The organism is Aliiroseovarius conchicola, from assembly GCF_041403445.1.
In the GTDB taxonomy this organism is placed as follows: Bacteria; Pseudomonadota; Alphaproteobacteria; order Rhodobacterales; family Rhodobacteraceae; genus Aliiroseovarius; species Aliiroseovarius conchicola.
Genome location: NZ_JBGEHL010000004.1, coordinates 248,820 through 264,628, shown reverse-complemented (window position 1 = coordinate 264,628; position 15,809 = coordinate 248,820). Strand labels below are relative to the sequence as shown.

The following is a 15,809-nucleotide window of genomic DNA, read 5'->3' as shown; positions in this document are numbered from 1 at the left end:
CTTCGATTTCCGGTTCCCCCTTGGCGAAAGCCCGGCTATACCGGGCCGGGTTTTCTTTGAGACAGGAAAAAAGATCATGGCCAATGTAGTCGTCGTAGGCGCCCAATGGGGTGATGAGGGGAAAGGCAAGATCGTTGACTGGCTCAGCGAACGTGCCGATGTGATCGCGCGCTTCCAAGGGGGGCATAATGCGGGGCATACTCTTGTGATCGACGGCGCGGTCTACAAGTTACACGCATTGCCGTCAGGTGTCGTGCGCGGCGGGAAGCTTAGCGTCATTGGCAATGGCGTCGTGCTGGACCCGTGGAACCTATTGAAAGAGATCGAGACGATCACTGCGCAAGGGGTCGACATCAATCCCGAGACGCTGATGATTGCTGAAAATACTCCGCTGATCCTGCCGTTCCACGGTGAATTGGATCGCGCGCGGGAAGAGGCGGCCTCGAAAGGGACGAAGATCGGTACGACTGGGCGCGGTATCGGCCCTTGCTATGAAGACAAAGTGGGTCGCAGGGCGATCCGCGTGGCTGATTTGGCCGATGAAGCGACATTGGAAGCCCGCGTTGATCGCGCGCTTCAGCACCACGATCCGTTACGCAAGGGTCTGGGAATTGAACCGATTGATCGCGACGCGTTGGTTGCGCTTTTGAAAGAGGTTGCTCCGGAAATCCTGAAATTTGCGGCCCCGGTTTGGAAAGTGCTGAACGAAAAGCGCAAAGCCGGCAAGCGGATTTTGTTTGAAGGCGCGCAGGGCGCACTTTTGGACATCGACTTCGGCACATATCCGTTTGTGACATCGTCCAACGTCATCGCCGGTCAAGCTGCAACTGGTGTGGGCATTGGCCCGGGCTCGATCGACTATGTGTTGGGTATCGTGAAAGCCTATACCACACGCGTAGGCGAGGGGCCGTTTCCAACCGAGCTTGATGATGATGACGGCCAGCGGCTGGGTGAGCGCGGCCATGAATTTGGCACCACCACCGGGCGCAAGCGTCGTTGTGGCTGGTTTGACGCAGCCCTTGTCCGCCAAACTTGCGCGACATCAGGCGTGACCGGTATCTCGCTCACCAAACTGGACGTTTTGGATGGGTTTGAGACGCTGAAAATCTGTGTCGGCTACGAATTGGATGGTGCGCGGATGGATTACCTGCCCACAGCTGCTGATCAGCAAGCGCGCTGCAAACCGATCTATGAAGAGATGCCGGGTTGGTCAGAATCAACCGAGGGCGCACGCAGCTGGAATGACCTGCCTGCCAACGCGATCAAATATGTGAAACGCGTGGAAGAGTTGATCGACTGCCCAGTTGCCCTTTTGTCTACCAGCCCAGAGCGGGACGATACCATTTTGGTAACTGACCCGTTCGCCGATTAAGGCCGGTCCGATGGCTCTTGGATACAAAGCACGTAAGCGGTTGGCATTGCTGGTTCTTTTGGTGGGCCTACCGCTTTACATCGTCACAGCGGTCTTCGTTGTCAGCTTGTTTGAGCGGCCGCCCATCCTGGTGGAATTACTGATCTACGTGGCGCTAGGATTTCTGTGGATGATACCGTTGAGAAAGGTGTTTCTCGGCGTTGGTAAACCGGACCCCGATGCAGATCCAGCGAGCTATCCGCATGATCCGGCTGGAAAATACGCATTGAAAGACGACGAAAAATAAACGCCAAACGACTGGCGACAAAAAAGGGGCCAGCGGCCCCTTTTTCGTTTCTTAGTGTCGTAGAGATCAGGCCGTTTGGCGATCACCCTCTTTTTCGTCCGTGTCTGCAAGTTCGAAGCGGCCCGGCGCAGTTTTGCGAATCCGACCCTCACGCAGCAGGCGACCAAAGGCGCGCAACGCCTCTTCGCGAGTGATGCCGCCATTCACATTCAGCCCAACAACCAGTCGCATCACATGCGGGCGGCTGAATTGCGGCATGCCTTGAACCTTCGCGGTGTAGTTTGCGGCCGATTCCATCAGTCCGGTCATGTCAGACGCATCCGCGCCGTTGACATAGGCTGCAAACCCATCAAGTGCCGGGTCGGCAGATACAGACAGGGCGGCCGAAGCGCTGGCCGTGCCATCGCTCGATGAGCTAGCGACAGTCTCGGCCTTGCTGCCCGGCTTGCGAGAGACGCGACGAGGTCGCACGATGCGCTCGGCTTTGGTTGGTTTTGGTCCGTCAGAGGCTTCGTCAGTCGCGTCTTCGTCCGCGGCATCCACACGTTGCTCTGACACCAGCACCAGTGGGGCCATCCGAAGGGATTCGCCTTCGTTCTTGACCGGCTCCGGGCGCTTTGGGCGAACAGCGCGGGCTAGATCGTCGCGATAGGCGTCCTGATCGTGGTCTTCGCCGTCAACCTCGCCGGCATTTTCATCTGCACGTTTCGCCAGAACGGCGGCTTTCAAGTGCTCGATCGAGGTGCGGCGACGCGATACTTCCTGGCTGTCCATCTTGTCGTTGGTCTCGGCAAGAATGCGTTCCAGAGTTTCTTCGCTTTGGTCTGCTGCACCATGATCAAAAACCTGCTCGCGACGTTCGCGACGCGCTTCGGTTTTGACCTCGTGATCGATCATCGACAGCAGTTTCTCTGTGCCCTGATCGTTCTCGTCAGAGTCGGTTGCTTCGGTTGCCTCACCGTCGAGGATATCAGCATCCGAGCCCGCGACGGCTAGCTCTTCTTTGCCGTCCTTGCGGCGCAAACGCTTGACGCGAACCACGCGGCCAACGGGGCGAAGCGGCTCTGGGTCTGCGTCGTCCTCGAATGCATCTTCCAAAACGTTGGTGACACTGTCTTCCAGCTCTGCTTCTGAAGCGCTTTCGTCGTCATAGCTATCGTCTTGATCAGCTTCATCGCTGTTCTGCGCGTTCAACTGCGACAAGATCGCGTCAACACCTTCGTCGGTTTCTGTGGCGATGCTATCTTCAGGGGCCAGAAGCAGGGGTTCGTCAGAGGTCGACGCGTCGTCTGCATCTTCGTCGTCCAGTTCGGCGATCTCTTCTTGATCATCTGCGTCATCCGAGATGTCGGCTTCTGCGACAAGGTCATCGTGTGAAGCGCCTTCGTCGTCGGCGACGTCTGCATCTGGAAGCATCTCGTCGTCAGCTTCGCTGTTGCTGATCTCGCCGTCGTCTTCATGATCGGCCACGTCGTCACGGGGTTCTTCATCATCGTCGCTTTGTGCCGCGACCAAGGCTGCAATGCTATTGTCGGCCTCGAAAAAAGACTCGGCGTTTGCGTCCCCCGTGCTCAATGTCTCCGTTTCGTCGGCGTCGACGACCGCACGAATACGATCTAGTTTGTTTTCTGCGCTTTCTTCGATGTCGCCTTCGTCATCTGACTGATGTTCAGTGTCTGCGTGTTCATCAGCGCGCGCAACTTCTTCTACGACCGGGGTGATTTCAGCAGAGGCGTCTGTGGAAGGGGTCTCTGGCTCGGCAGCAACCTCGTCAACTTCCTTTTCGGCCACGTCTTCTTCGGCCACGTCTTCGGGCGCCGCATCTTCTGCATCATCGTCGGCGTCACCTTGCAACAATGCAGCACCTGCCACGACGGTTGCCCCAGTATTGGTGATCGCGGGTTGAACAGTGTTTTCTTGGCGCAGAACGATATTGTCGTCCTCAATACGTGCCTCAACGCGTTTCTGAACTTCCCGCTCAGCGATACGGTGTAAGACTTCTGCATCCGGGGTGGGGGGTTCGGCGCCGAAATAGCGGTCATCCGCCGCCAGATCGCGGAAATACTCCGCAATCGACTTCATCGTCCCAAATGGTTCATCGAATCCCTCAAGCGTGCACGAAAAAGTGCCATAGGATACAGTGAGAATTTTGCTGTTGCTCACCATAGATAACTCGCTTTCTCCTCCGAAACTGCACAGGTATACAGACTGTACATCGTCTCGGGATTTTAAACAAAACCGCGAAAAATCACGGTATTTTTTCCAGATACGTAATTTGTTAGGATCAGATTGGGAGACAATTGTGTCCATAATGAGATTTTTTCGCCAATTTTCCCACAATGTGACGTTGTTGGGTGGCGGTTATGTGAATCCGGACACACTCGAGTTGTGCTTGAAACATGCCCCAGAGCTTGTGGCAGCCGACAGTGGGGCCGATCAGGCGCTCGCGTTTGGGCATGTGCCGGTCGCTGTGGCGGGGGACATGGATTCGGTGTCGGATGCAGCTCGTGAAGCCATAGGGGGCGAGCGATTTGTCGAAACGCCTGATCAGAATCGGACTGATTTCCACAAAACGCTCGACCTGATCGACGCGCCATTGGTGCTGGGCGTTGGGTTCATGGGCAAACGGCTGGATCACGAGCTTGCGTGTTACAACACGCTGGTCCGGTTGCCGGAAAAACGTGTCATCTTGGTGGGTGAGGTCGATATTTGTTTCCTCTTGCCGGGAAAGCTATCGATGGAATTACCAATCGGAACGCGGTTTTCCCTGTTTCCGATGGCGCAGGTGGTGGTGCGCGCGACCGGGCTGGTCTGGCCAGCCAACAATCTGGAGATGGCGCCTTGGGGGCGTAGCGGAACATCGAATGAGACGTCCGCGCCGCAAGTGACGGTCGAGGCCGACGGCACGGGACTTTTGGTCATCTTACCACGCGAGCATCTGGCGGATGCTATTGCGGCTTTGTCACCGAAAGGGGCTTAGCAATTCGGGACATTCACAGCGAGCCCGCCCAGAGATGTTTCTTTGTATTTCTCCATCATATCCTGACCAGTTTCGAACATGGTCTTGATGCACGCGTCCAGCGGCACAAGGTGGGTGCCGTCGCCGCGCAGCGCGAGCGACGCGGCTGAAACAGCCTTGATCGCCCCCAATCCATTGCGTTCGATGCACGGCACCTGAACCAACCCGCGCACTGGATCGCAGGTTAGGCCGAGGTGATGCTCAAGGGCGATTTCGGCCGCGTTCTCGACTTGCATGGGGGATCCTCCCATAACCGCACAAAGACCAGCTGCGGCCATGGCGCTTGCCGATCCGACCTCGGCTTGGCAGCCAGCTTCCGCCCCCGAGATCGAGGCGTTGTGCTTCACAATCCCGCCAACGGCGGCTGCGGTCAGCAAAAATTCATGGATACGGGACGGTGTCGCGCCCGGAACATGATTGAGCCAATAGCGGACCACGGCCGGCAAGACACCTGCCGCTCCGTTGGTTGGGCTGGTGACGACTTGTCCTCCGGCGGCGTTTTCTTCGTTCACCGCCATGGCGTAGACGCTCATCCAGTCATTGATCGTATGTGGGGCCTGTAGGTTCAGCCCTTGTTCGGCCACCAAACTGTCGTGGATCGCTTTTGCTCTCCGGCGGACCAGCAAACCACCGGGAAGAATACCATCGCGTTCTAATCCACGATCAATGCAGTCGTTCATGACCTCCCAGATACGATCAAGGCGTTCCGCAAGTGTGTTTGGCCCCATGTGGACCAACTCATTGGCACGCTTCATCTCTGCGATTGTTTTGCCCGAGGATTTGGCCATGTCGAGCATCTGCACGGCCGTCTCGAACGGATAGGGGTGGGTCTTGGCGTCATGGGCATCCATCGCGGCTTCGCTGGATTGCTCGGCCTCGGTCACGACAAAACCGCCTCCGATGGAATAGTACGTCTCGCGGACAACGACGTCGCCTTGTGCGTCTGTGGCCATCAGCTGCATCCCGTTGGCGTGGCCAGGCAGGGGTGTTTCGTAGTCAAAAATCAGGTCGGTCTTTGGTGTGAACGCCAGCGTGCCCAACCCATCGGGGCTTACGGTTCCGCTGCGTTCGATCTCGGCCAACACAGCCTCGGCCTTTGCATGGTCATAGCTATCGGGAAGAAATCCAGCCAATCCCAGTATGGTCGCGCGGTCCGTGGCGTGACCCACGCCCGTAAAGGCTAATGACCCGTGCAGCGAAGCCTTCAACCCCGCCACCTTGAACGGTTGCGCACGCAAGTGGTCCAAGAAACGGCCACCGGCCACCATCGGGCCCATTGTATGAGACGAACTGGGGCCAACCCCAACTTTGAACATATCGAAGACGGACAGGAACATAATGACCTCACTTCACTACGGTTCAAACCTGATGACGCATTCGTGGCACCGATGTCGGCGCGAAAACGACACTTTTTTGCTCAGTCTGGCCGGGTCAACACAAAAGCAGCGCCTGCGCCCATTAATGTGGCCTGCATCAATAGCACCCAACCGGGAGCCGCCATGATCAAAGAGACGATGAACACCAGTGACATCATCGACACGGCGAGCGTTTTGGCCCGCCGCGAAATGGCGCCACGCGCCTCCCAATCCTGAATTGCGGGGCCGAAATGGGCATGATCAATAAGCCAAGCCCGCGCCTTCGGGCTGCCCTTGCCAAACGCAAAGGCGGCGACCAGCAGGAACGGGGTGGTGGGTAGCACGGGCAGGACCACCCCGATCAATCCGAGCGCTACGGCAAACCAACCCAGTGCGATATAGAAGTATCTGCTCATATTTCTTTCGCCTTATCGCCAGTCTGATCGCTTACTCGCCAGAAGTGACTTATGCCGCGCGGTATGTCCACCTTGCCGATTGCTTTGGCTGATATGGGTCTTGTTTAGGTTCTTGTTAAGTATGTTGAGGCAGAATGACAGATGAAATCTGGAGGGAAACTTGCGCCTTTTATTTGTCATTCTGCTGATAGCATTGTCTGCGACGGCAGCTCGCGCTCAGGACGGAGCAGCGATGCTGCGCGGTCCTCTTCAGGATATGCTTGAAGGCCTGCCCGACCCATCGTTGCAGAAGTTGCTTGATAAACCCGATCGTTTTCTGGAAGAGATTACGCTTTTGATCGTCGGGTATGGTGATGGCGCCTCAATTGATGAGGTGGGGATCGAAAACTTCATCGCCCTGCGCCGGGCCAAAGTGCGCGCGCGCGAGCTGCGACGTTTTGATCTGGCGGATCTGGATGGCGACGGGACGATAACACGGGCAGAACTGGGTATATTGATCACCACCGAACGCGCGAGCGCCCGAGGTCGATTGTTGATCGGATTTAGAAAAGCCGATTTGAACAGGGATGACGTGGTTTCGCCTGAGGAGCGGCGCCGCTATGGGCAAATCCATGCAATGAAAGAGGTGCCAGATAGCGAGCTGGAACGTTTGAAATCCCTGTTGTCATTGGACGAAAACAACGATGGCCGGTTCTCGCTGGACGAATTGATGCTGGTACTCGAGACGATGCGTACCCGCGTCTAACTTCACGTAATATCTGGTCGTCTGACGCGCCTACAGTGCAGACCCCTCAGGCGGCTGCGGATATCGTGGGGCGCTCAATGGGGTTTTGCCCAGACCTTCGGCTGTTACGGCTACGGCTGTGCTTGCGCGCGCTTCCAAACGAGAGGCGAGGCCATGCAGCAGAGGCCAGCGTTGTATATCAAACCAGTCAGTTTGCCCTTTGGGATAAAGCGCCAACCATCGCATCATCACGGTGACATAGATGTCGAGCACGCTTGGCTGCTTGCCTGCAAACCAGTTATGGTTCTGCCCAGCAAGACCCTCGAACCGGTCCAGAGCTGTCCCAATTCGCTCTGCCGCACGCAGACGGTGATCCGCCGGGGCGTCGGAATATCGCTCAGCGTAGAAAACTTGTCTAAGATCCGCATGCAATCCGTTGGAGGCAGCAAAAAGCCAAGACAAAAACACGCCCCTTTCGGGAGCGGCAGGGGCGGGTGCCATTTTGCCGGTATGCTCACTGAGCCAAAGCAGAATTGCAGCGGTCTCAAAAATCGGCCCGTCTGGTGTTTCCAACGCTGGGATCAATCCCATCGGGTTGACCTTAAGATAGGCTTCGCTTCGCTGTGCATTGTCGCGTCGGTCCACCAAAGCCGTGGTGTAAGGTAATCCCATTTCTTCCAACACAAGTCGGACAATCAGGGAAGCGTTGTCGGGGGCGTAGTGGAGCGTGAACATGCTTAATCAAAAGCAAACTCAAGGCCCATTTGCCAGAAAATTCGCCAAAATCCTCACGCCAAACGCATCCCCCCTCGCCACGCATGATCGCGCGTCTTATAACGCGCGTGACATTAAACATGCGCCACAAGGGGAATCGCAGCCATGTCCGGAGAACTCTCACCCATCGACACCGCCAAATTCGTCGCCGCCAAACGCGCCGTTCAGTATGTAGAAGACGGGATGCGCGTGGGGCTAGGCACCGGATCGACCGCCGCTTGGATGGTGCGTTGCTTAGGCGAACGTGTTCGCACTGAAGGGCTGAAAATCACCGGTGTCCCCACCAGCAGCCGGACCGCCGAGCTTGCAAGGCAAGTCGGGATCGAGGTGACAACGCTGGATGAAGCCAAATGGCTGGACCTTACCATCGACGGGACCGATGAATACGACCCTGATCTTTGTCTGATCAAAGGCGGCGGCGGTGCGCATCTTCAGGAAAAAGTTGTCGCCACAGCGTCGGACCGGATGGTGGTCATTGCGGACCCAACCAAAGCGGTGGACATGTTGGGTGCTTTCCCGCTGCCGATCGAAGTGATCCCATTCGGGCGCCACACAACCAAAGAACTGGTGGTAGAGTTGCTTGGCGCGATGGATGTTTTAAGCACCGAAGCTATTTTCCGTGAGAACGGCGGCGAGTTGTTTGTGACCGACGAGGGCAACCATATCATCGACCTTCATCTGAAGCGCATCAGCGATCCACGCAAATTGTCGATGGTTCTGAACCAGGTGCCCGGTGTGGTCGAAAACGGGCTGTTCATCGATATTTGCGACGCGGTCGTGGTGGGTCATGGCGATGGCCGGGTCGAGGTGATCGACATCAACGAAGGCACCCATGACGAAGAGCGGATCGAATTCGGCGACAGCGACAATATTTTCGCCGACATTTGATCGCCGTCCCAAACTGAACTCGTGGCGCGCGAAATCGTGAACCATGTGACAGGCCGGGCACTGGAAATCACCTTTGGAAGCCCATAGCTTTCGCCGGGTGAAGATATACAGCGGCAAACACGCCCGGCGAATAGAAGGCAGACGGATATGAGCGGATTTGACTATGACCTCTTTGTAATCGGTGGCGGATCAGGCGGCGTGCGCGCCGGTCGGGTTGCTGCTGAAGGTGGTGCCAAGGTCGGGCTGGCCGAGGAATTTCGCATGGGTGGCACCTGTGTGATCCGGGGCTGTGTTCCCAAGAAACTTATGGTTTTCGCCTCTCAGCACGGACCAGCTGCGGCGGACGCTCGTGCATACGGGTGGCAGGGCAACGAAGAGGGCACGTTCGATTGGGCTGGTACATTCCGTCCCGCGCTGCACACCGAGCTTGAACGACTTGAGGCGATCTATACCCGCAATCTGGGCAACTCTGGCGCAGACATTTTCAACGCTCGTGCCGTGATTAAGGATGCGCATACGGTAGAGCTGTCAACCGGCGAAAGCTTCACCGCCAAGCATATTCTTGTTGCCACAGGTGGTCGGCCGTTTTTGCCCGATACCCCCGGCGCGCAGGAGTTGGGTATTACGTCGAATGAAGTCTTCAATCTGGAGGAGTTTCCGAAGCGTATCCTGATTGTAGGCGGGGGTTACATCGCCTGTGAATTTGCCTGCATATTCAATGGACTGGGATCACATGTTGCGCAGTGGTACCGCGGTGCTCAAATCCTGCGCGGGTTCGACGATGAAGTGCGTGGGTTTTTGGCTGAACATATCAGTGCGCGCGGCGTGGACCTGCATGTCGGGCTGGAAGTTGAACGAATGGAACGCCGTGATGGCGCGATCTGGGTCAAAGGTACCGATGGCCGCGAGGAGGTCTTTGACCAGGTGCTCTTTGCCACAGGTAGGGTGCCAAACACTGACGGGCTTGGGCTGGAGGATGTTGGCGTCACGCTTGGACGCTCTGGCGCTGTCGTGGTCGATGACTACAGCCAGACGACCGTTCCCTCGATCTATGCAGTTGGCGATGTCACCAGCCGGATCAACCTGACACCGGTCGCCATTCGCGAAGGCATGGCCTTTGTTGAGACGGTGTTCAACGCAAACCCCACCAAGCCCGACCACGAAAATGTTGCCTCGGCCGTGTTCACTCAGCCCGAATACGGCACAGTTGGGCTGTCCGAAGAGGCCGCCCGAGAACGTGAAAAGATCGACGTGTACAGCGCCGCGTTTCGCCCAATGCAAAAAAGCTTCATCAATGTTGATGAGCGCGTTTTGTTTAAACTGGTTGTCAGCCAAGCGACGGACACCGTGCTCGGCGTCCATATTGTGGGCGATGGCGCAGGCGAGATGATCCAACTTGCCGCAATCGCTGTCAAAATGGGGGCGACGAAGGCCGATTTCGACCGCACGGTCGCGGTCCATCCAACCATGTCCGAAGAGATCGTGTTGATGAAGACACCGGTGCGCAGCGACTGATCGATCGGCGCACTGCACGGCCGAACTTAGAGTGTTCGGCCGAAAATGCGGTGCCATGGCTGGTCTTTGCCTTGAAATCCGGCCCGTGAAAGGCCAGTTATGACAGCGAAACTTGTTTTGATCAGATAAGGAAAACGACCACATGGCCAGCGACAATGGCGGACCTTGGGGCGGCGGTGGAAACCGCGGCGGCTCTGACGGGCGCCCTCCCTCGGATGACGGCGGCAAACGAGGCGGCAACGATGCCCCACAATTGCCTGAAATTGACGACCTGATGAAGAAGGGGCAAGAGCAGCTGCGCGTTCTGATGGGGGGCCGTGGTGACGGTCGCCGTGGCGGCGGGCAGGGCGGTGGCGGTCCTTCTTTCGGGCGCGGTTCCATCCTGCTGGTTGTTCTTGCTGCGGCAGCGGTCTGGGTTTTCGCTAGCTTCTATCGCGTTGATACGTCTGAGCAGTCTGTGGAACAGCTGTTTGGTGCGCGTTACGGCGTCGGTGAAGAGGGTTTGAACTTTGCACCATGGCCCGTCGTGACAAAAGAAATCTATGCGGTGACCCGTGAAAACGTCATCAACATCGGCGAAGGCGATAGCGGTCTTATGCTGACCGGTGATGAAAACATCGTGGATATCGACTTCCAGGTGGTTTGGAACATCTCGAATATCGAAGAATTCGTGTACAATCTGGCGGCGCCTGAAGACACCATCCGTGCGGTGTCTGAATCGGCTATGCGCGAGATTATCGCGCGATCACGTTTGGGCCCGATCCTGACCTCAGACCGGGGTATCATCCAACAAGACCTGCAAGAGCTAATTCAGTCTACTCTGAACGGATATCAAGCTGGTGTTAACATTGTGCGTGTCAACTTTGACCGAGCCGACCCTCCGCGTGAAGTGATTGACAGCTTCCGCGAAGTTCAGGCCGCAGAGCAGACCCGTGATACGCTTCAGAAGCAAGCTGACGCGTATGCCAACAAAGTTGTGGCAGCCGCGCGTGGTGAAGCGGCTCAGTTGCAGGAAGAAGCCGAAGGTTATCGTGCAAAGGTCGTGAACGAAGCCGAAGGTGAAGCGGCGCGGTTCATCGCTGTTTATGACGAGTATTCAAAGGCGCAGGATATCACACGCAAACGTCTTTATCTTGAAACGCTGGAAAAAGTCATGGGCTCGACCAACAAAGTCATTCTGGACGGCACAGTTGGCGGCGAACGAGGTGTGGTTCCATACCTTCCGCTGAATGAACTGAAACCACCAGCAACACCTGCAGGAGGGTCGAACTAATGCGCAAGACACAATGGCTTATCGCCGCGCTTGTCGTGGCCCTGGTGATTGCAATGCAATCTTTCTTCATCGTGGATGAACGCCAAACGGCACTGCGTCTTCGCTTCGGTGAGGTTGAGGCGGAAATCAGAGATCCGGGTCTCTATTTCAAGATGCCGCTTATTGATGAGATTGTTAAGTATGACGATCGTATCCTGCCGCTCGACACCAGCAAGCTGGAAGTGACCCCGGCAGACGGGCGTCGACTTGAAGTTGACGCGTTTGCACGCTGGAAGATCGTGGATGCAAAGCAGTTCCGCCGTTCGGTTGGTGCCGGTGGTATCGACGCCGCGGAAGCACGGTTGGAGCGTATCTTGAATTCCCAGCTGCGTGAGGTTCTTGGTAAGGTTAATTCAGGAGTGGTCCTGTCAGCCGACCGGATCGTTTTGATGAACCAAATCCGCGACCAAGCCCGTACTCAGTCCGCTGGCCTGGGAATTGAGGTTGTCGACGTGCGGATTAAAAGCGCGGACTTGCCAAAGCAAAACCTTGAAGCGACGTTCGAACGGATGCGCGCTGAACGGCAACGTTTGGCCGCTGACGAGATTGCGCGCGGTAACGAGGCAGCGCAGCGTCTGCGTGCGTCAGCTGATCGGACAGTCGTTGAGACCACATCAGAGGCACGCAAAAACGCTCAGATCGTTCGTGGTGAGGCCGATGCCCGCCGTAACGCAATCCTTGCCGAAGCGCTGGGCCGTGACCCAGAGTTCTTTGCTTTCCTTCGGTCCTTGGAGGCCTATGAGAAGTCGCTGACCGGGAGCAATTCGTCCCTGGTGATTTCGCCTGACAGTCAGTTCTTTGACTATCTGAAGTCGGACGCTGGACGCCCGGAGGAGCCTGGTCAGTGAGTCTTGTTTTTCTAGGGCTCGGGCTTGTGCTCGTGATTGAGGGGCTGGTGTTCGCACTGGCCCCTTCGCGTTTGGATGATCTGGTCGCCATGATGGCAGCCATGTCGCGTGACCAGCGACGGATAATTGGTCTGGTAGGCGTGGCGTTGGGCGTCGTGCTATTGTGGCTGTCAGGCATGTAGCTTCCAAGCCGTTTGGGGGCATGCTGCGAAGTGCGACAAAGATGATCGAATTCAACGCAACGATATTGCGAAAACAAGACGACCTACCGCGCTATGTCATCGTTAAGGCAAAGCATCTGGGTGGACGTGTTGATGCCTTCTCGGCTCAGGTTCAACTGAATGGCTGTAAAGCTTTTGAGCGAAGTATTCGTCCGTGGGGGAAGGGCAGTGATGTGTTCTTTTTCAATCTGACGGCCGTTCAGTGCAAAAAAGCAGGTGTGGACACAGGTTCGGTGTGCTGCGTCACCGTGTCGCCACATACTTGAACGGGTAAATCACCATCTGACGTATATTTTCCTTGCTATGTTGAGCGGGTCGTTTATCCGTGCCTGAACCATCAAAAAGCAGGCACATGAAGCATACTCCAGAATTTCCGCTATCGAACGACAACAAAAAATCCGCGAAAGACTGGGTTAAGACGCTGGCCGTTTACCGCGAACCAAACCAGTGGCGCAGCTTTTTCGAACTTGGTGTCAGTGCCGGGCCGTTCATCTTGCTTTGGGTTCTGGCGTGGTTGTCTATGTCAGTCAGTCTGTGGCTGACCCTTGCGATCTCGGTGGTGAATGCGCTGTTCCTTTTGCGCCTTTTCACCATTCAGCATGATTGCGGGCACGGCGCGTTTTTCAAACATCGCAGTCTGAGCGATTGGGTCGGTCGGGTAATTGGCGTGCTAACGTTGACACCTTATGCGGTTTGGCGCCGCACTCATTCGATTCACCACAGCTCAGCGGGCAATCTCGGAAAGCGGGGCATTGGTGACATTCTGACCCTGACAGTTGCGGAATATAACGCGCTGTCCCGGTATGAACGCCTGAAATATCGGCTTTACCGTAATCCGGTTGTCTTGTTCGGGTTCGGACCGGGTTATCTGTTTTTGCTGCAAAATCGGTTGCCATTCGGCCTGATGAACAGCCTGCGCTACTGGATCAGCGCGATGGGGACCAATATCGCGATTATCGCGGCTCTTATGACAATCTGGTACTTTGGCGGCTTCTCGGCGCTTTTGCTGATCTTTTTGCCGACCACCTTGTTGGCCGCGACGGCCGGCATGTGGCTGTTCTATGTCCAGCATCAGTTTGAAGACACGCACTGGAGCTCCGAAGAGAACTGGGCGCTTCATGATGCCGCACTGGAAGGCAGCTCGCATTACGTGATGCCTGCCGTACTTCAGTGGTTCAGTGCCAATATCGGCATTCATCATGTCCATCATTTGTACAGCCGTATCCCCTTCTATCGTTTGACCGAAGTGCTGCGTGACCATGCAGAGCTTGCACAGGCTAACAGACTGACAATAGGGGAAAGTTTGGCCTGCGCGCGGCTTCATCTGTGGGATGAAAACAGCAGGCAGCTTCTGTCCTTTTCGCAAGCTCGGGCGCTGCATGAACCGGCGCGCTGAACCGTTCGGTTTGGGCAGTTTTCGCACATGCCAAGTGTTCACATGCCGGTGATCACTGTTTAAGAACTTTGCGTTGCGCTTTTGCGTTCCTATCTAGAAACTAACCTTAATCGGGCACAGGTCCCGAAACGTTTCTTGAAAGGAGAGAGGTGTGAGAGTGCAGGCAATTACTCCTGAACACATTCAATTGCGGGGCATGCGTGCTTTCGCCGGGCTTATCATGGCGGTGGCCGTGGTGCTGGCGACCGGCATGCGGGCCGAGGCGCGCGGTGCGCCTGAAAGTTTCGCTGATTTGGCCGAAGAGGTCAGCCCGGCCGTGGTGAATATCACCACCTCGACGATCGTGGCACAGCGCTCCGGCAACCAACCCATGGTGCCCGAAGGCAGCCCGTTCGAAGAATTCTTCCGGGACTTCCTGGATCGCGATCAGGCTGAGCCTGATGGAGATGAAGAAGCGCCCCAACCCCGTCAGCGTCGCAGTCAGGCTTTGGGGTCAGGGTTTGTGATCTCGGAAGACGGGTTCATTGTGACCAACAACCACGTCATCGAAGGCGCGGACGAGATCTTGATCGAGTTTTTCAACGGCGGTGGAGAGCTGCCGGCCAAAGTGATCGGCACCGACCCCAACACCGATCTTGCGCTTTTGAAAGTGGAAAGCGACAAACCGTTGCACTTTGTTCAGTTCGGCGACAGTGACATCATGCGTGTCGGCGACTGGGTCATGGCTGTCGGCAATCCGCTTGGGCAGGGGTTCTCGGTTTCGGCCGGGATCGTTTCGCAGCGCAATCGCGAATTGTCGGGTGCTTATGATGATTACATCCAGACCGATGCAGCCATTAACCGGGGCAACTCGGGTGGACCGCTGTTCAACATGGATGGCGAAGTGATCGGCGTGAATACCGCGATCCTAAGCCCGAATGGAGGCTCGATCGGGATCGGGTTTGCCATGTCTTCGGCAGTGACCAAACGTGTGGTCGACCAGCTCAAAGAATTCGGCGAGACCCGTCGCGGCTGGTTGGGTGTGCGCATTCAAGACATCACCGATGATATTGCCGAAGCGCTGGGGCTTGAGAACACAAATGGCGCGCTGGTCACTGATGTTCCTGATGGCCCCGCGAAAGATGCTGGTATTGAGCCAAATGACATCATTCTGTCTTTCGACGGAACTGATGTGACTGACACGCGCGAATTGGTGCGTATCGTGGGCAATGCTCCGGTAGGAAAAGCCGTACGTGTTGTCATCCTTCGGGACGGCAAGACCGAGACCTTGAAGATCACGCTTGGTCGTCGCGAAGATGCCAATGCAACGCCGGCAACATCCGAAGATGATGAGACGGCTCCTGACATGCCGCCTGAAGGCGAAGTGTTGGGCATGACGCTTAGCGAGCTGGATGACGCCCGCCGGGAAGAGCTGGGCCTGAAACCCGGCACCGAAGGGCTTGCGGTTATGGCCGTGGACGAAGCATCAGAGGCGTTTGAAAAAGGCGTCCGTGCTGGCGATGTGATTTCCGAGGCTGGGCAGGAGCCCGTCGACACGATCACTGCGCTTGAGGAACGTCTGGCCGCAGCGAAAGATGGCGGTCGCAAGTCCGTCCTGCTTTTGGTGCGTCGCGATGACAATCCCCGTTTCGTGGCTTTGTCGCTGGAATAGGGCCCAAGGCATTCTGGGGCTGGGTGTATCTT

Annotated in this window: 16 protein-coding genes; 12 read left to right on the top strand and 4 right to left on the bottom strand. The window is 56.5% G+C overall.

Features of this window, described 5'->3' with window-relative positions; translation table 11 throughout:
- The first annotated feature begins 76 nt into the window (after window positions 1-76).
- On the top strand, window positions 77-1,372 hold the full coding sequence (locus tag V6N04_RS09430; RefSeq protein WP_371169889.1) for an adenylosuccinate synthase: 1,296 nt from the start codon (window positions 77-79) through the stop codon (window positions 1,370-1,372).
- Window positions 1,373-1,382: 10 nt separating this feature from the next.
- Window positions 1,383-1,658, top strand: coding sequence for a DUF2842 domain-containing protein (locus tag V6N04_RS09425; RefSeq protein WP_371169888.1), 276 nt, complete (start codon window positions 1,383-1,385; stop codon window positions 1,656-1,658).
- A gap of 66 nt (window positions 1,659-1,724) precedes the next feature.
- Here the strand turns inward: V6N04_RS09425 and V6N04_RS09420 are convergent, their stop codons facing one another.
- Window positions 1,725-3,824, bottom strand: a complete 2,100-nt coding sequence (locus V6N04_RS09420; protein ID WP_371169887.1) for a putative sodium/potassium/calcium exchanger — start codon at window positions 3,822-3,824, stop codon at window positions 1,725-1,727.
- 145 nt (window positions 3,825-3,969) lie between these two features.
- On the opposite strand from V6N04_RS09420, the gene V6N04_RS09415 reads away from it, so the two are divergent.
- Window positions 3,970-4,638: a thiamine diphosphokinase gene (locus tag V6N04_RS09415; protein WP_371169886.1), complete on the top strand. Its 669-nt coding sequence runs from the start codon at window positions 3,970-3,972 to the stop codon at window positions 4,636-4,638.
- On the opposite strand, the gene V6N04_RS09410 is transcribed toward V6N04_RS09415, so the two are convergent.
- Both V6N04_RS09410 and V6N04_RS09405 read right to left on the bottom strand, forming a co-directional pair.
- Window positions 4,635-6,014 carry an L-serine ammonia-lyase gene (locus V6N04_RS09410; RefSeq protein ID WP_371169885.1) on the bottom strand — a complete coding sequence of 460 codons (1,380 nt, stop codon included), beginning with the start codon at window positions 6,012-6,014 and terminating at the stop codon, window positions 4,635-4,637. The two genes, V6N04_RS09415 and V6N04_RS09410, sit on opposite strands and share 4 nt — an antisense overlap.
- 80 nt (window positions 6,015-6,094) lie before the next feature.
- Window positions 6,095-6,448 (bottom strand): YbaN family protein, encoded by a 354-nt coding sequence (locus tag V6N04_RS09405; protein ID WP_371169884.1) that lies wholly within the window; start codon window positions 6,446-6,448, stop codon window positions 6,095-6,097.
- Window positions 6,449-6,608: 160 nt separating this feature from the next.
- On the opposite strand from V6N04_RS09405, the gene V6N04_RS09400 reads away from it, so the two are divergent.
- Window positions 6,609-7,193, top strand: a complete 585-nt coding sequence (locus tag V6N04_RS09400; RefSeq protein WP_371169883.1) for an EF-hand domain-containing protein — start codon at window positions 6,609-6,611, stop codon at window positions 7,191-7,193.
- A 30-nt stretch (window positions 7,194-7,223) separates the two neighbouring features.
- On the opposite strand, the gene V6N04_RS09395 is transcribed toward V6N04_RS09400, so the two are convergent.
- The gene (locus V6N04_RS09395; RefSeq protein WP_371169882.1) at window positions 7,224-7,907 is read right to left on the bottom strand and encodes a glutathione S-transferase family protein; all 684 of its coding nucleotides are present in this window, start codon (window positions 7,905-7,907) and stop codon (window positions 7,224-7,226) included.
- A 144-nt stretch (window positions 7,908-8,051) separates the two neighbouring features.
- Here V6N04_RS09395 and rpiA point away from each other — a divergent pair, with 144 nt between their 5' ends.
- The 8 genes from rpiA to V6N04_RS09355 all read left to right on the top strand — a co-directional run bounded on the left by rpiA (window position 8,052) and on the right by V6N04_RS09355 (window position 15,777).
- Window positions 8,052-8,834: a ribose-5-phosphate isomerase RpiA gene (rpiA, locus tag V6N04_RS09390; protein WP_371169881.1), complete on the top strand. Its 783-nt coding sequence runs from the start codon at window positions 8,052-8,054 to the stop codon at window positions 8,832-8,834.
- Window positions 8,835-8,981: 147 nt separating this feature from the next.
- Window positions 8,982-10,349 (top strand): glutathione-disulfide reductase, encoded by a 1,368-nt coding sequence (gene gor / locus V6N04_RS09385; RefSeq protein WP_371169880.1) that lies wholly within the window; start codon window positions 8,982-8,984, stop codon window positions 10,347-10,349.
- 142 nt (window positions 10,350-10,491) lie between these two features.
- A complete protein-coding gene (gene hflK, locus V6N04_RS09380) occupies window positions 10,492-11,622 on the top strand; it encodes an FtsH protease activity modulator HflK (protein ID WP_371169879.1) in 1,131 nt (376 codons plus the stop codon).
- Entirely contained in the window at window positions 11,622-12,509 is an 888-nt protein-coding gene (gene hflC, locus V6N04_RS09375) for a protease modulator HflC (RefSeq protein WP_371169878.1), read from the top strand. The genes hflK and hflC overlap by 1 nt, the downstream gene beginning before the upstream one ends.
- Entirely contained in the window at window positions 12,506-12,691 is a 186-nt protein-coding gene (locus V6N04_RS09370; protein WP_371169877.1) for a DUF2065 family protein, read from the top strand. The genes hflC and V6N04_RS09370 overlap by 4 nt, the downstream gene beginning before the upstream one ends.
- A gap of 41 nt (window positions 12,692-12,732) precedes the next feature.
- Complete coding sequence (locus V6N04_RS09365) at window positions 12,733-12,996, top strand: hypothetical protein (protein ID WP_371169876.1); 264 nt, start codon at window positions 12,733-12,735, stop codon at window positions 12,994-12,996.
- Window positions 12,997-13,082: 86 nt separating this feature from the next.
- Window positions 13,083-14,126 carry a fatty acid desaturase gene (locus V6N04_RS09360; protein WP_371169875.1) on the top strand — a complete coding sequence of 348 codons (1,044 nt, stop codon included), beginning with the start codon at window positions 13,083-13,085 and terminating at the stop codon, window positions 14,124-14,126.
- 196 nt (window positions 14,127-14,322) lie between these two features.
- Complete coding sequence (locus V6N04_RS09355; protein ID WP_371170003.1) at window positions 14,323-15,777, top strand: Do family serine endopeptidase; 1,455 nt, start codon at window positions 14,323-14,325, stop codon at window positions 15,775-15,777.
- Window positions 15,778-15,809 lie beyond the last annotated feature (32 nt).

Coding starts and splice junctions, on each gene's coding strand:
- V6N04_RS09360 (WP_371169875.1), top strand. CDS start 13,083: ATGAAGCATACTCCAGAATTTCCGCTATCGAACGACAACAAAAAATCC.
- V6N04_RS09405 (WP_371169884.1), bottom strand. CDS start 6,448: ATGAGCAGATACTTCTATATCGCACTGGGTTGGTTTGCCGTAGCGCTC.
- V6N04_RS09365 (WP_371169876.1), top strand. CDS start 12,733: ATGATCGAATTCAACGCAACGATATTGCGAAAACAAGACGACCTACCG.
- V6N04_RS09430 (WP_371169889.1), top strand. CDS start 77: ATGGCCAATGTAGTCGTCGTAGGCGCCCAATGGGGTGATGAGGGGAAA.
- V6N04_RS09420 (WP_371169887.1), bottom strand. CDS start 3,824: ATGGTGAGCAACAGCAAAATTCTCACTGTATCCTATGGCACTTTTTCG.
- hflC (WP_371169878.1), top strand. CDS start 11,622: ATGCGCAAGACACAATGGCTTATCGCCGCGCTTGTCGTGGCCCTGGTG.
- V6N04_RS09410 (WP_371169885.1), bottom strand. CDS start 6,014: ATGTTCCTGTCCGTCTTCGATATGTTCAAAGTTGGGGTTGGCCCCAGT.
- V6N04_RS09395 (WP_371169882.1), bottom strand. CDS start 7,907: ATGTTCACGCTCCACTACGCCCCCGACAACGCTTCCCTGATTGTCCGA.
- rpiA (WP_371169881.1), top strand. CDS start 8,052: ATGTCCGGAGAACTCTCACCCATCGACACCGCCAAATTCGTCGCCGCC.
- V6N04_RS09415 (WP_371169886.1), top strand. CDS start 3,970: ATGAGATTTTTTCGCCAATTTTCCCACAATGTGACGTTGTTGGGTGGC.
- hflK (WP_371169879.1), top strand. CDS start 10,492: ATGGCCAGCGACAATGGCGGACCTTGGGGCGGCGGTGGAAACCGCGGC.
- V6N04_RS09425 (WP_371169888.1), top strand. CDS start 1,383: ATGGCTCTTGGATACAAAGCACGTAAGCGGTTGGCATTGCTGGTTCTT.
- V6N04_RS09355 (WP_371170003.1), top strand. CDS start 14,323: ATGCGTGCTTTCGCCGGGCTTATCATGGCGGTGGCCGTGGTGCTGGCG.
- gor (WP_371169880.1), top strand. CDS start 8,982: ATGAGCGGATTTGACTATGACCTCTTTGTAATCGGTGGCGGATCAGGC.